This window comes from Algoriphagus iocasae (assembly GCF_014206875.1).
GTDB lineage: Bacteria > Bacteroidota > Bacteroidia > Cytophagales > Cyclobacteriaceae > Algoriphagus > Algoriphagus iocasae.
Map to the genome: position 1 here is coordinate 802,573 of NZ_JACIJO010000001.1, position 13,842 is coordinate 816,414.

At 38.6% G+C, this 13,842-nt stretch carries 14 protein-coding genes; all 14 read left to right on the top strand.

Annotated features, from left to right (window positions below; translation table 11 throughout):
• The first annotated feature begins 12 nt into the window (after positions 1–12).
• On the top strand, positions 13–486 hold the full coding sequence (locus tag FHS59_RS03450; protein ID WP_184493057.1) for a type I restriction enzyme HsdR N-terminal domain-containing protein: 474 nt from the start codon (positions 13–15) through the stop codon (positions 484–486).
• Between the two features lie 60 nt (positions 487–546).
• The gene (locus FHS59_RS03455) at positions 547–1,260 is read left to right on the top strand and encodes a Crp/Fnr family transcriptional regulator (protein ID WP_184493059.1); all 714 of its coding nucleotides are present in this window, start codon (positions 547–549) and stop codon (positions 1,258–1,260) included.
• Between the two features lie 36 nt (positions 1,261–1,296).
• Positions 1,297–1,809, top strand: a complete 513-nt coding sequence (locus tag FHS59_RS03460) for a rhodanese-like domain-containing protein (protein WP_184493061.1) — start codon at positions 1,297–1,299, stop codon at positions 1,807–1,809.
• Positions 1,810–1,876: 67 nt separating this feature from the next.
• Positions 1,877–2,704, top strand: coding sequence for a DUF547 domain-containing protein (locus tag FHS59_RS03465; RefSeq protein WP_246388281.1), 828 nt, complete (start codon positions 1,877–1,879; stop codon positions 2,702–2,704).
• A 49-nt stretch (positions 2,705–2,753) separates the two neighbouring features.
• The gene (locus tag FHS59_RS03470) at positions 2,754–4,109 is read left to right on the top strand and encodes an NAD(P)/FAD-dependent oxidoreductase (RefSeq protein ID WP_184493063.1); all 1,356 of its coding nucleotides are present in this window, start codon (positions 2,754–2,756) and stop codon (positions 4,107–4,109) included.
• The gene (locus FHS59_RS03475; protein ID WP_184493065.1) at positions 4,106–5,650 is read left to right on the top strand and encodes a 4Fe-4S binding protein; all 1,545 of its coding nucleotides are present in this window, start codon (positions 4,106–4,108) and stop codon (positions 5,648–5,650) included. Before FHS59_RS03470 ends, FHS59_RS03475 begins: the two co-directional genes overlap by 4 nt.
• Entirely contained in the window at positions 5,651–7,120 is a 1,470-nt protein-coding gene (locus FHS59_RS03480; protein WP_184493067.1) for a cellulose synthase family protein, read from the top strand.
• On the top strand, positions 7,110–7,820 hold the full coding sequence (locus tag FHS59_RS03485) for a glycosyltransferase family 2 protein (RefSeq protein WP_184493069.1): 711 nt from the start codon (positions 7,110–7,112) through the stop codon (positions 7,818–7,820). Before FHS59_RS03480 ends, FHS59_RS03485 begins: the two co-directional genes overlap by 11 nt.
• A 10-nt stretch (positions 7,821–7,830) precedes the next feature.
• Positions 7,831–8,706, top strand: coding sequence for a hypothetical protein (locus tag FHS59_RS03490; RefSeq protein WP_184493071.1), 876 nt, complete (start codon positions 7,831–7,833; stop codon positions 8,704–8,706).
• A 20-nt stretch (positions 8,707–8,726) separates the two neighbouring features.
• Positions 8,727–10,049: a glycosyltransferase 87 family protein gene (locus FHS59_RS03495; RefSeq protein ID WP_184493073.1), complete on the top strand. Its 1,323-nt coding sequence runs from the start codon at positions 8,727–8,729 to the stop codon at positions 10,047–10,049.
• A complete protein-coding gene (locus FHS59_RS03500; RefSeq protein ID WP_184493075.1) occupies positions 10,046–10,789 on the top strand; it encodes a hypothetical protein in 744 nt (247 codons plus the stop codon). The genes FHS59_RS03495 and FHS59_RS03500 overlap by 4 nt, the downstream gene beginning before the upstream one ends.
• Positions 10,790–10,815: 26 nt before the next feature.
• Positions 10,816–11,565: a DUF6503 family protein gene (locus FHS59_RS03505; protein ID WP_184493077.1), complete on the top strand. Its 750-nt coding sequence runs from the start codon at positions 10,816–10,818 to the stop codon at positions 11,563–11,565.
• Positions 11,566–11,570: 5 nt separating this feature from the next.
• Positions 11,571–12,788 (top strand): bifunctional alpha/beta hydrolase/OsmC family protein, encoded by a 1,218-nt coding sequence (locus FHS59_RS03510; protein WP_184493079.1) that lies wholly within the window; start codon positions 11,571–11,573, stop codon positions 12,786–12,788.
• Positions 12,785–13,828: a glycoside hydrolase family 113 gene (locus FHS59_RS03515; protein WP_246388283.1), complete on the top strand. Its 1,044-nt coding sequence runs from the start codon at positions 12,785–12,787 to the stop codon at positions 13,826–13,828. Before FHS59_RS03510 ends, FHS59_RS03515 begins: the two co-directional genes overlap by 4 nt.
• Positions 13,829–13,842: the final 14 nt, after the last annotated feature.

Below are 13,842 nucleotides of genomic sequence, written 5' to 3' on the forward strand. Positions count from 1 at the left end.
CATATTTGGGGTATGAATCAGGGTTTAGATCGTATTCAATTACCAAATCTCAATCTGCCGGCTTTCGAACCTAAGCTTAGAGAAATGGATGGGAAAATAGGCATTTTTGACAGTCTCAGAAAGAAGTATTTGATATTAACACCGGAAGAGTGGGTGAGACAACATTGGATCAATTTTTTGATCAACCATCAAAATTTTCCCAAGGGATTAGTTGCACTCGAAAAGGGTCTGGTCTATAATAACCTTCAAAAAAGAACGGATTTGGTAGTTTGGAACCAAGAAGGAAAACCATACCTTTTAATTGAATGCAAAGCTCCTGCTGTGAAATTGACTCAAAAGACTGTGGAGCAAGCTTGTCTTTATCATCAAAAGATTCATTCGAAATTTCTGATTCTCTCAAATGGGATGAACCATTTAAGTTTAGAATGGATTGAAGAAAAAAAGGAATTTATGCAAATCAAAGAGTTTCCTTCATCACCTAAATAGGAGACAGTTTTATGATTTATAGCAGTGTTTTTATAATTTCGACCAAACTAAGATCAGATTATGAGTGGTAATTCAGGAAATACTCCATGTGAACTATGCGCTAGCAGGAAATATTCACTTTTTGCGGATTTGCCTGAACAACATGTTTGTACCATTTCAGATAATAAAAACCTGATTTCTCACAGAAAAGGACAGATTTTGTTCTACGAAGGAACCAAGCCTTTGGGGATTTTCTGCATCAACTCAGGAGTGGTAAAAGTATACAAAACTGCTTCCAATGGTAAAGAGCAAATTTTACATTTATCTAAGGAGGGAGATTTCCTAGGATATTCAGCATTGCTTGGAGAAGAAAATTACTCCAATTCTGCAATGATTGTAGAAGATGCTAAAATATGCTTCATTCCTAAAGAGGCATTCCTAAATACATTATTTCAAAACACCCAATTTTTTAAACGTGTCACCAAAGCACTCAGCCATGAACTGGGTGTGATGGAAGAAAAACTGACCGATGCTACTCAGAAAAGTATTCGTGAGCGTCTCGCTTTTGTATTGCTTCAATTAGGGAATACCTATGGTGTCGAAGGTGGAGAAAACCAAAAAATCGATTTAATCTTGAGCAGAGAAGAAATTGCAGGATTGGTCGGCACCGCCACTGAGTCAGTGATTCGATTACTGTCTGAGTTCAAAAAAGACAATTTGATTGAGTTGGAAGGCAAGAGAATCATCTTGAAAGACAGAAAAGGCCTTGCCCGTCTGTCAGATTTTTACGCTTGATCTGAACCCTAGGATAAGTTCATAAGTTGCTTAGGTATGAAAGCCCAAAAATCATCAGTTTCAAAATTGAAAGCTGGTTTAACTGTTATTCTTATCCTGATTTTCAACTCGACATTTGCGCAGTCATTTGCTTACAAAACCCTCCTGAGCGGGATTTATGATAAAGATTTTCCGATTGTTTATCCAAAGGAAATCAAAGACTTATCGAGCTATCAAGTTTTGGATACGAGGGAAAAAGAAGAATATGATGTCTCGCATCTAAAAGGAGCTCAATGGGTAGGTTTTGATTCTTTTCAGTTGGAAAATATTGAATCATTGGACAAAGAGAAACCTGTGTTAGTCTATTGTACGGTAGGTGCTAGATCTCAGGAGATTGGTATGAAACTGAAAGATGCGGGCTTCAAAAATGTATTCAATCTTTACGGTGGGATTATTCAATGGTCCAACGACGAATTACCACTTTTTAAAAATGGCCATCTTACCAGAGAAGTACATACTTATTCCAAATCCTGGGGTTTTTGGCTCAACAATGGCAAAAAAGTCTATTGAAAAATACTTTGTCTTTAGCATGACAAAACGGATTGTTGAGTCATCTCAAAACATTGAATGCACGTAAATGAAGAAAAAAGAACTCATGAATCATATGAAAACATCTTTGCTTGCCGGATTGGCAATTTTCTTTTTATCCTGTCAAAACTCTAATTCTGAGGTAAAAGAAAATACAGTTGCTGAAAAAGTAGAACTTGGGAATAATACAAAAGCAGAAAATGGCCCGAATCACACCCCTTGGGATGAACTTTTGAAAAAACATGTCGATGCTTCTGGAATGGTGGATTATGAAGGATTTGTGAAAGACAAAGCGAAATTAGAAGCATACCTAAAGACTTTGAGCAGTAAAAAACCAGATAAATCTTGGTCAAGAGAAGAGCAATTGGCTTATTGGATCAATGCTTACAATGCATTTACAGTAAAATTGATTGTAGATAATTACCCTACCAAAAGCATCAAGGATTTGGGGCCGGCTTTAAAAATCCCTTTGGTCAGTGATGTTTGGCATTATAAGTTTTTTCAAATCGAGGGAGAAGATTTTAACCTTGATGAGATCGAACATGGGATTTTGAGAAAGGATTTTGATGAACCTCGAATTCACTTTGCAGTTAACTGCGCTTCAATTTCTTGCCCTCCTTTATTGAATGAAGCATTTGTTCCATCTAAACTGGAGTCGCAATTAAATTCTCAGGCAGAGGCATTTATTAATGGAGGAACCAGAAATAAAATCTCAAAAAATTCTGTTCAGCTATCTTCGATATTTTCTTGGTTCAAAGGCGATTTTACAGACAATGGAACTCTAATCGATTTTTTGAACAAATACAGTAAAGTGAAAATCGATCAGAATGCGAAAATCAGTTATTTGGATTACGATTGGAATCTAAATAAACAATAATCGTATCTTTTACTTTCTGATTTCTTTTTCATCCTAACCCAATTTCTTGATGAAATCTAACCGCCATGTGGTCATCATTGGCAATGGAATATCCGGAGTGACCTGTGCTCGTCAATTAAGGAAACTGGACGATCAAGTCAACATCACCCTTATCTCTGGAGAATCTAAATACTTCTTCTCTAGAACAGCATTGATGTACATATTCATGGGGCACATGAAGTTTGAGCATACCCAGCCCTATGAGCCTTGGTTTTGGGAAAAGAACAGAATTGATCTCAAAGAAGCTTGGGTTTCTTCAGTTGATTTTGACTTGAAAGTCATTTCTTTTCAATCCGGAGAAAATATGGCTTATGATGATTTGGTGATAGCTACTGGTTCTAAGCCGAATAAATTTGGCTGGCCGGGGCAGGATTTAATAGGAGTGCAAGGGTTGTATTCCAAACAAGATCTTGAATCCATGGAAGCTTTAACGAGCCAAGGAGTAGGTAGAGCGGTGATTGTAGGAGGTGGTTTAATAGGAATCGAAATGGCAGAAATGTTGGCCTATAAAAAGATTCCGGTGACTTTTCTGGTTCGTGAGACTGGGTTTTGGAATAACATTTTACCAAAAGAAGAATCTGATTTAGTCGGTCGACATATCAGAGAGCATCATATTGATTTGAGGCTTGAGGAGGAATTGGAAGAAATTATTTCCGATGAAAATGGTAGGGTTCGAGCAGTTCAGACAAAATCAGGTGATAAAATTCCTTGCCAATTTGTAGGCCTGACAGCAGGAGTGTCTCCAAATATTGAGTTTTTGAAAAACACTCCATTAAATATAAATAGAGGAGTCAAAGTGGATCTTCAGTTTAAAACAAATCTTCCTAATGTGTATGCAATAGGGGATTGTGCGGAGTTTTTGGAAATTCCAGCTGCTGATAGAAAACCAATCGAACAAGTTTGGTATACGGGCAGAATGCATGGAGAGACTTTGGCTTATACGCTTGCTGGAAAGCCGACAACTTACCGTCCTGGCATCTGGTTTAATTCTGCCAAGTTTTTGGATATCGAATACCAAACATACGGGACAGTTCCTGCTACTTGGGATGAAGAGAATTGTAATTCTTTTTATTGGGAACATGAATCCGGAAAAGTTTCTTTCCGAATGCTTTTAAGTAAAAAAGGAGAGATCCTTGGCGTCAATAACTTCGGATTCAGATTGCGTCATGAGTTTTTTGACAAAGCGATCAAAGAAAAATGGAATGGAGAAAAAGTCGTTTCCAATCTGGCAAAAGCCAATTTTGACCCGGAGTTCTTTGCTCCTTACAATATAGAAATTCAAAAGGCTTTCAATTCCCAATTTGGAACTTCCATCCAGTTGGAAAAAAGGTCTTTCATTCAAAAACTTTTCGGAGCCAGCGTATGAAGCTTATTCAAAAAATAGGGATCCTTTTATTCTTAGTGGGCATTGGGACTTTTACACTTATTCCATTTCTAGGCTCGTATCAGTTAGATAAGAAAACGGTCCTGGAAAACACCAAAGACATCCATCAAGAGAAAATGTCTGAGGTTTTGGAACCTATGTATGGAGAAGTCTACAATTCCAATTTTGGATTTATTTCTGCATTCAAAACAAATTTCAACAACTACAATGATGGCTTAAAAGAGCAATCTCTTTGGGATCAGGTTATCTGGGATGATTATAGTTTTCCATTGGCAAAAGCAGCTTTATCAAGTCCGGTAAAAGAGAATCCTTGGCTGTTTTTGATGCTGTCGATTGGTTTGGCTGCAATCGGAGGGCTTCTTTATAATCTTCCTAAACACCGCGATGAACCGGCAGGGGTTAAAAACAATGGTGTGTTTCATTCAGCAATGAAAAATCGAGGCTGGATGGGAATGATAACAGGAGCTTATTTGATTTTGTTTTACATCATTCTTTACTGGTTTCCTGCCTATATAGTCAATCTGGTGTCAATGGTGGATCCAGTCAGCATGATTTTAAGTGGAAATCCTGCGAGCCAATGGTTTCTCTACGGCTTGATCTATACCCTGGCCATTTTGGTGATGGGGATCCGAATGTTTAGAAAGTATCGGGGTAATAGATACCAACAGCTTCGAACAGCTTCAGTTATGTTCTTTCAAACAGCTTTTGCATTCCTAATTCCCGAAATTTTAGTCCTCTTTAATCAACCTTATTTTGATTTCAAAAATATCTGGCCTTTAGATTATGACTTCTTTTATGATTATCAGATAGATACTTTTTTGAGCGCTGGCGGAGTAGGGATGTTTATGCTAATCTGGGGGATTCTTTTGATTATTATTGGAGTTCCGGTCTTTACCTATTTCTTCGGAAAGAGGTGGTATTGCTCTTGGGTTTGTGGCTGCGGAGGTTTGGCGGAAACTGTTGGCGATCCCTATAGACAACTATCTGATAAAAGTCTAAAAGCCTGGAAATACGAGCGAGTAATTATTCATTCTGTTTTAGTTTTGGCGGTAGTGATGACGCTTTTAACCATCGTCAATTACTTTTCGGGATTTAGTCTTTTGGGAAATGTCACGAACCAGTTACATTCGTTTTATGGTTTTGCCATCGGATCTGCTTTTGCAGGAGTGGTTGGTACCGGGTTTTACCCTTTCATGGGAAATAGGGTTTGGTGTAGATTTGGATGCCCTTTGGCAGCTTACTTAGGATTGGTTCAGAGATTTAAATCCAGATTCCGAATCACTACAAATGGAGGACAGTGTATTTCCTGTGGCAACTGTTCTACGTATTGCGAAATGGGAATTGATGTGCGCTGGTATGCGCAAAGAGGTCAAAATATCGTTCGTTCCAGTTGTGTTGGATGTGGAGTCTGCTCTTCAGTTTGCCCAAGAGGAGTGCTAAAACTTGAAAATAATTCCGAAGAAGGAAGAATCAATGAATTACCTATTATCATTGGAAATGATTCCATAAAGTTAAATGCCTAAATGATCTTTCTTTACCTATTGATAGGGATTTATATCCTGGGAATGCTGTTCATATTTCTATACAGCTTGGCTCAGGGAAACTTACTTTGGAATTTTTGGAAGGCTAGAAAAAAATTAGCCAATACGCCGATCAAGCAAATCAGTGATTTCCCGAAAGTGACACTTCAGCTTCCAATTTATAATGAGTTGTATGTAGTGGAGCGATTGATTCAATCAGTAGCAAGTCTTAACTACCCAAAAGATCTTCTTGAGATCCAAATTTTGGATGATAGCACCGATGAGACAGCTGAGCTGATTAAAAAGGAATTAAAAAAATACCCTGAAGTCAATTTTAAATACCTTCATCGAGTAGATAGAAAGGGTTTTAAAGCTGGCGCTTTGAAAGAGGGATTGGAAGTTGCAAGTGGTGAGTTTATAGTGATTTTTGATGCTGACTTTGTTCCAGATCCGGACTTTTTGATCAAAACCTTGCCGTTTTTCTCAAATGAAAAAATCGGGATGGTTCAGACTCGATGGACGCACTTAAATAGAAATTACTCTCTGCTGACCAGACTTCAGGCATTTGCTTTAGATGCACATTTTCTCATAGAGCAAATGGGAAGAAATAATCAGCAAGCATTTATCAACTTCAATGGTACTGGTGGTATCTGGCGCAAAAGCTGTATTCTAGATGCTGGTAACTGGCATGACGATACATTGACGGAAGATCTGGATCTAAGCTATCGAGCTCAAAGAAAAGGTTGGGAATTTGTGTACAGACCTGAAATTGAATCTCCTGCTGAGCTTCCGCCTATTATGTCAGCTGTAAAATCGCAACAGTTTCGCTGGACCAAAGGGGGAGCGGAGTGTGCTGTTAAACATATCAATGGAGTTTTGGGACAAGATTTGCCTTTTCGTGTCAAATTTCATGCGATGGCACACTTGTTCAATAGCTCCATATTTATAGCCATTTTATTGGTTAGCTTTAGCAGTATCGGAGTTTGGTGGGCAGGAATCCAAGGTTTAATTCCAGAACGGCTTTTTAAACTAGCTGGTGTTTTTATGATCGGGTTTGTCATAATCGCTGGAGTTTATTTGGTTTCCTATTTTTATGCAAGGAGGTCATTTATGAAGAGTTTAGGCCAAGTTTTTTGGCAGTTACCACTATTCTTGTCAGTTTCTATGGGCTTGGCCCTACACAATGCTCAGGCAGTTTGGGAAGGATTGACAGGCAAAAAATCTCCATTTATACGAACCCCAAAGTTCAACTTGGAAAGTGAAAAATCAGGTTTAAAATCTAACCTCTATATCCATTTCAAAATCCCAGTGACCACCTATTTTGAAGGTTTTTTTGCCTTGATTTTTTGGGGAATGGTTTTGCTACACATTCAATGGAAAACCTTCGAAATGTTGCCTTTTCACCTAATGCTCGCTTTAGGGTATAGTCTGGTATTTATCACTTCATTCAAAGCCTACAGTCTTGGGAAATAATCAATCGAGTCATCCCTCATCCATAGTAGATGTGATCATTCCTGCATACAATGAGGAAAAGTCCATTCCTTTTGTAATCAGAGAGATCCCTGACTTTGTTAGAAATGTAGTAGTTGCCAATAATAATTCTACAGATGGGACAAAAGCTGCAGCAGAAAAAGAAGGAGCGATTGTCGTCTTCGAACCGCAGAAAGGGTATGGGAAAGCCTGTTTGACTGCCATGGATTGGATCAAAAAACAAACTGTTCAACCGGATATCGTGGTTTTCTTGGACGGAGATTACAGTGATTATCCAGAGGAAATGGTGGGTTTAATTCAGCCAATTTGGGATGGGCAAGCAGATATGGTGATTGGCTCCAGAGCCAAAGGCCAGAAAGAAGCCGGATCGATGACCTTTCCTCAGGTATTTGGGAATTGGTTGGCAACGACCATGATGAAGTATATCCAGCGAGCTAATTATTCTGATTTGGGGCCTTTTCGGGCGATCAAATGGCAGAAGTTATTGGATCTAAATATGGTGGATGAGAATTTTGGTTGGACTATAGAAATGCAGATCAAAGCCCATCAAAAAGGCCTCCGCTATACAGAAGTTCCCGTAAATTACAGAAAGCGGATTGGTGTTTCCAAAGTCAGTGGAACCGTGAAAGGTGTTATTGGAGCTGGTTACAAAATAATTTGGACGATTTTTAAATATTGGTAACTTGAATCAAATGAGAAGATTACTCTTACTATTTACCGTTTTATCCTTGATTAGCTGTGGAGGAAACCCAAGATCGGGTGTTGATGAAGATCAATTTTCTGGATATTGGTATCAAGGAAAAGCCGAAATCAATGTGTTTGATTTGGAGCAATATCGATATGGTGAGCGAAGAGAGGGCACAGCAGTCATGATTTTTGTGACAGAGGATTTTTCGAAAAGGAATCAGGTGAAATTGGATAATCCTCAAGATGCTGGTGCAGATGCCAGAAAGGTTCTAAAATTAAACATGACCCGAGATTTTGTGACAGGAGTTTATCCTTATCACACCATGCTTTCGGTTTTTACTCCAGTTTACGATGAAGAAAATGCCTTCAAAATCACGGCTTCAATGACTGAATGGTGTGGCCAGTCTTTTACTCAGATGAACTGGAAAAACGGCTCCTATCGAGCCCAACTTTTCTCTTATTTTGAATCTGAGGGAGATCAAGAAATTAAATTAGAAGGGCCAAGTGAAGATGAGATTTTCAATACGATTCGTCTTAACCCTTCCATCGTTCCTGAAGGAGATATCCGTTTGATACCATCCTTGATTTTCCAAAGATTTAGCCATATACCATTAAAAGTGGAAAGAGCATCCATTAGTAAAAGGTCGATTAGTGGTAACCAGGAAGAATTGACCGTAGAGTATAAAACCATTAATAGGAAACTGGTAGTCAGATATCAGCAATTTTTCCCTTTTGAAATTTTGAGTTGGGAGGAGTTGCAGACCAAGCCGGATGGACAAATAGAGCGGACAATTGCCACTAGAAGATCCATGGAAAAACTTGATTATTGGAATAAAAATAAACTTCAGGACGAAGAGCTGAGAAGGGCTCTAGGGCTTTGAAAATTAACTGGAGGCTAATTTTGCAGGTTGCCATTTGGGCATGGTTGATGGTGGGTGTCTTTCTTCTGTTTCCAATGCCAAGACTATATTTTGAACCGATTTTGGTGGTTTTTTCGGGGTGCTTTGGCTTGATGCTAATTTTTTACAAATCTTCCTCCAACTCAAAAAATAATATTTGGTGGTGGTTTTTGGGAGGGCTTTTGTTGCGATTGATTTTACTTTTTTCTTTTCCCTCTTGGTCTGATGATTATGCCCGATTTTTATGGGATGGTGAGTTGGTAGAGCTAGGGCAGAACCCATATTTAGAAACCCCAAATGATTGGCTGGAATCAAATCCTGACTTATCAACCCCATATTTAAAAAAGCTATTGAGTTTGATGAATTCACCGGATTACTATTCCGTCTACCCTCCAAGCAATCAATTGATTTTTTGGATAGGTTCGAAGGGAGCAGATTCCAATTTGGAATATGGAATCGTAGCCTTAAGAATTCTTTTGATTATAGTGGAGGTGGCGGTTTTTTGGATCTTATTGGGTCTTTTGAAAAAACATCAGAAAAATGTTAAGAATCTGATTTTATATTGGTTTAACCCCTTAGTGATTTTAGAAATCACAGGCAATCTTCATTTTGAAGGACTGGTTTTAATGGCTTTGCTTCTTGCTTTGTGGTATTTATCAAGAGAGAAACTTGCCACATTTGGAGGTTTTTGGGCTTTAGCAATCGGGATTAAAATACTTCCATTGATGCTTGTTCCCACTTTTATTTTTAAAGAAAAAATCAGAAAAGCTCCTAAGTTTTGGATCGGCTTTGCCTTTATTTTTGCCTTGTCTTTTCTTCCTTTATTCTATCAAAACTCTTGGCAATACCTGCTGGAGAGCTTAAGACTTTACCAAGGGAAATTTGAGTTCAATGCCTCTGTCTATTACCTGTTTAGAGAGGTAGGGTTTTGGATAAAAGGCTATAATACTATCGCTACTTTGACCAAAATTCTAAGTGGGATCACATTAATAGGGATAGTATGGATCAGCTGGAAAAAAAGATGGAATTCACCCATTGAACTCGCCGAACTTTGGGTTTTGATTTATCTTTTGTATTTAATTCTGCAGCCAGTGGTTCACCCTTGGTATATAATCCCCGTATTAGGATTGAGTTTGCTAACGGAGATTCGTTCAGTTCTTGTTTGGACTTTTGCTGCGATTTTATCGTATCATGCCTATAGCCAACCAAGTTTTGAGGAAAACCCTATGTTTCTTTGGATAGAATATGCCCTAGTTTTTCTGGCTCTGGCATGGGATTGGAAAAGCGGAGTATTTCCTTTTAAATCAAAAAAGTTACTTGAATGAGAATAACAGTAAGTGCCTTAATCGTCTTTATAATTTTTATCCAGTTGACAGCTTGTAAGCCAAGTCCGGAACAGAAGGCAGTAGAAATATTGGAAAAAGCCATATCTGCACATGGAGGACAAGAAGCATGGGATCGGTTGGAAGTGTTGAAATTCCGTAAATGGACGCGATTACTGAAGGAAGATGGGACGATTGAAAGCGAGACTGATCAGAAGATGGAGTTTCGATTAAAACCCTATCTAGAAGGCACGATTACTTGGGGGAGTGACAGTGTGACTCATATTTCCAGCTTTAATGGGTCAAAGATGAATTATACGATGAATGGAAATTCTATTCAAAACCCAGACTTTCTCAAATCCAAGAAAAGTGATTTTGATGCGGCTTTTTATGTGATTGCGCAGCCCTGGAAACTTCTGCGGGATGAGGGAGCTACTTTGGCTTATGAAGGCCAAAAAACTTTGCTTTCAGGCCAACTGGCAGAAGTGGTTCAAGTGAATTATGGGCCGGATCAAGATACCTGGTGGTATTATTTTGACCCAGTTAGTTTTGTTATGTTGGGGAATGAAGTGCAACTAAAAGATCATAGAAGTTTGCTGGAAAATGATATCATGGAGAAGGTGGATCCTTTTCTATTTTATGGGGAGAGGACCAGCTATCGAATTGATTCTTCTGGGAAAAAGCAATTTATAAGGGCTGAATATCGGTATTCAGATTTTGAAATAAAGTTTGAGAATAAATAATGAAAAAGACGATTATCCAATTCAAAATGAAATTAGTATTCAGTGTGGCAGTACTTGCAAGTGTCTTGATTTTTTCCTCCTGTGAGTCCAAATCAGAGGCAGAGAAAATTGTCAATAAATCTATAGTAGCACATGGTGGAGAGGCCTACGAGAATTCAAAAATCGAATTTGATTTCAGAGATATCCACTATTCGATTTTAAAGACACCGGACCGTTTTGAATACATTCGTGAGTTTGAAGACTCCACTGGGTATGTAAAAGATGTTCTTAATAATTCTGGATTTGCCCGAACAGTAAATGATGTAAAAATTGATACTTTATCCGAAGAGTGGATTGGTAAATACACTCGCTCTGTCAATTCAGTAGCATACTTTGCCTATTTGCCTTATGGTTTAAATGACCCTGCAGCTATTAAAACGTATGAAGGAATGGCAGAAATAAAAGGGGAAGAATATCATTTGATCAAAGTGACTTTCGCACAAGAAGGTGGAGGGGAAGATTTTGAAGATGAATTCTTGTATTGGATTGGCAAGGATGATTATATCATGGATTACATGGCATATTATTATTTGACAGATGGAGGAGGAGTGAGGTTTAGGTCGGTTTCTTCGGTCAATGAAGTTGGAGGAATTAGATTTCAGAACTATCTCAATCTGAAGCCAGAAGTGGAAAAAACACCAGTTGACAGCATGCAATCTTTGTATTTGGCTGGAAAACTAGAGGTGCTTTCCGAAATAAATCTTGAAAATATCAAGGTGATGGAATTAAAAAAATAAGACAGATGAATCCCCAAAAACTCACATTTAGGAACCGGAAGGATATTGAGCTGGCAGCATATCTTTATGTTCCCTTGGATCAAAATCCCAGGTTCTATGCGATTTTTGCCCACTGTTTTACCTGCTCTCAAAACTTTTCTGCTGTTAGAAAAATAGCTGCTTCTCTTTCTCAAAAGGGAATTGCGGTTTTGAGTTTTGATTTTACGGGTCTAGGAAGAAGTAAAGGGGAATTTGAGGAAAGTGACTTCTCATCAAACATTTCAGACTTGCTTGATGCATTTGAGTTTTTAAAACGAGAATACGAAACTCCGAAAATGCTGGTTGGGCATTCCTTGGGTGGAACTGCCTCATTGTATGCAAGTTTTGAGCTCTCAGAAATACAGGCTGTGGTGACAATCGGCTCACCAGCTTTTCCAGGACATGTCAGAAAATTATTTAAGGAAAGTATTCCTGAGATTGAAGAAAAGGGAAGTGCGGAAGTAACTATTGGAGGGAGACCTTTTCGAATTTCAAATGAATTTTTGGAGGATTTAGAACAGAAACCTCTTGAGAACTATTTAAAAACTCTAAAGAAATCACTTTTATTTCTTCACTCCCCGCAGGATGAAATTGTAGATATTTCTAATGCTGCCGAACTGTACCAAGCAGCAAAACACCCAAAAAGCTTTATCTCTTTAGATGGTTCCGACCATTTGCTTTCGCAGGAAAAAGACAGTGAATATGTAGGGGAAGTGATATCCAGCTGGAGCAAAAGATATATCGCTTTTGATGAAAAAACTTCACTTAATGATACAGAGGGCAATCAAGTGAAAGTCAGGTTGACCGGGCCAAAATTTACAACAGAAATTAAAACGCCTTACCATCATTTAATAGCCGATGAACCACTGGAAGTGGGAGGGGATAACCTTGGACCAAATCCATACGATTTTTTGATGGCTTCCTTGGGAAGTTGTACGGTGATGACTTTAAAAATGTATGCAGGGAGAAAAAACTGGGATTTGAAGGAAGTAACAGTTTTCCTAAATCATGACAAAGTTCATTTAAAAGACAGTGACAATCCTACCAGTAAGGAATCAAAGGTCAGTCGATTTACTAGGATTATTGAGCTAGAAGGAGACTTGGATGAAGAGCAACGACATAGATTGTTGGAAATTTCGAATCGTTGTCCAGTTCATCGTACATTAGAGGAAGATATTGTTATTCAGACAGTTTTAAAGAAATGAATCGACCCTGGTACACGAGGTATTTATTGAGTTCAATCGCAGTTTTGATTGTGTTTGGTATGATCTGGTGGACCTTACCGGAAGAGGAATTGATTTCTGTAACTGAGAAACTGAAAGGCGTTTGCTGGGTGGGAAGTAGATCTCCATTGGATGGGGGAGAGTTGAGGGCATTAAAATCAACCGGGGCAAATGCATTATCCCAAACTCCTTTTGGTTGGCAGGGTGACTTGAATTCTCCAGAAATCAGATGGCAAGTGAATGCAGAGCGACAGTGGTGGGGAGAAACTGCAAATGGAATTCAGGCAACTCATGATTCCTCACAGGTTTTAGGGATCATGAATATGCTGAAGCCACATCTATGGGTGAGAGGGAGCTGGCCAGGAGAAATCGAAATGACAAACGAGGAAGATTGGGAACTCTGGTTTAAAAACTACCGAGGATTTATTTTGGACTATGCTAAGCTGGCTGAAGAGTTAAAAATCCCGATTCTTTGTATTGGAACTGAACTGGAAAAGACTTCAGAAAGGACTGAGGATTGGAGAAAAGTAATTTCTCAAATTAGAAAAGTGTATTCTGGGAAACTGGTTTATGCTGCCAATTTTACGGAGTTTGAAAAGATCAAATTCTGGGATGAATTGGATTACATCGGAATTCAGGCATATTTTCCTTTGGCAAAATCACATAACCCAGACTTAGCAGAACTCACTAAATCTTGGGAAAAGCAAGTTCCACAGATAGAGAAAGTGGTTAGAAAATATAAGAAGCCGGTGTTTTTTACTGAGATCGGTTATTGCAATACTGTTGATGCCGCCATCGAACCTTGGGTTTGGCCAAATGAGCGGAAGGAAATCCAACTATCTGAAGAAATTCAGGCCTTATGTTATGAGGCATTTTTTGAAACAGCTTGGAAAAAATCCTGGATGGCTGGGGTATTCTTTTGGAAATGGTATCCAGAAGCACATGGAAGAGACCCGGATTTCACACCTCAGGGTAAAAAAGCCGAGGCTATTATGGCGAGATATTTTTCAATGAAAGATTAAAACTCTCCTCAAAG

Bases quoted from the DNA above. Each gene is read 5' to 3' on its own strand.
- FHS59_RS03450 (WP_184493057.1), top strand. From the start codon at position 13: ATGAATCAGGGTTTAGATCGTATTCAATTACCAAATCTCAATCTGCCG.
- FHS59_RS03455 (WP_184493059.1), top strand. From the start codon at position 547: ATGAGTGGTAATTCAGGAAATACTCCATGTGAACTATGCGCTAGCAGG.
- FHS59_RS03460 (WP_184493061.1), top strand. From the start codon at position 1,297: ATGAAAGCCCAAAAATCATCAGTTTCAAAATTGAAAGCTGGTTTAACT.
- FHS59_RS03465 (WP_246388281.1), top strand. From the start codon at position 1,877: ATGAAGAAAAAAGAACTCATGAATCATATGAAAACATCTTTGCTTGCC.
- FHS59_RS03470 (WP_184493063.1), top strand. From the start codon at position 2,754: ATGAAATCTAACCGCCATGTGGTCATCATTGGCAATGGAATATCCGGA.
- FHS59_RS03475 (WP_184493065.1), top strand. From the start codon at position 4,106: ATGAAGCTTATTCAAAAAATAGGGATCCTTTTATTCTTAGTGGGCATT.
- FHS59_RS03480 (WP_184493067.1), top strand. From the start codon at position 5,651: ATGATCTTTCTTTACCTATTGATAGGGATTTATATCCTGGGAATGCTG.
- FHS59_RS03490 (WP_184493071.1), top strand. From the start codon at position 7,831: ATGAGAAGATTACTCTTACTATTTACCGTTTTATCCTTGATTAGCTGT.
- FHS59_RS03500 (WP_184493075.1), top strand. From the start codon at position 10,046: ATGAGAATAACAGTAAGTGCCTTAATCGTCTTTATAATTTTTATCCAG.
- FHS59_RS03505 (WP_184493077.1), top strand. From the start codon at position 10,816: ATGAAATTAGTATTCAGTGTGGCAGTACTTGCAAGTGTCTTGATTTTT.
- FHS59_RS03510 (WP_184493079.1), top strand. From the start codon at position 11,571: ATGAATCCCCAAAAACTCACATTTAGGAACCGGAAGGATATTGAGCTG.
- FHS59_RS03515 (WP_246388283.1), top strand. From the start codon at position 12,785: ATGAATCGACCCTGGTACACGAGGTATTTATTGAGTTCAATCGCAGTT.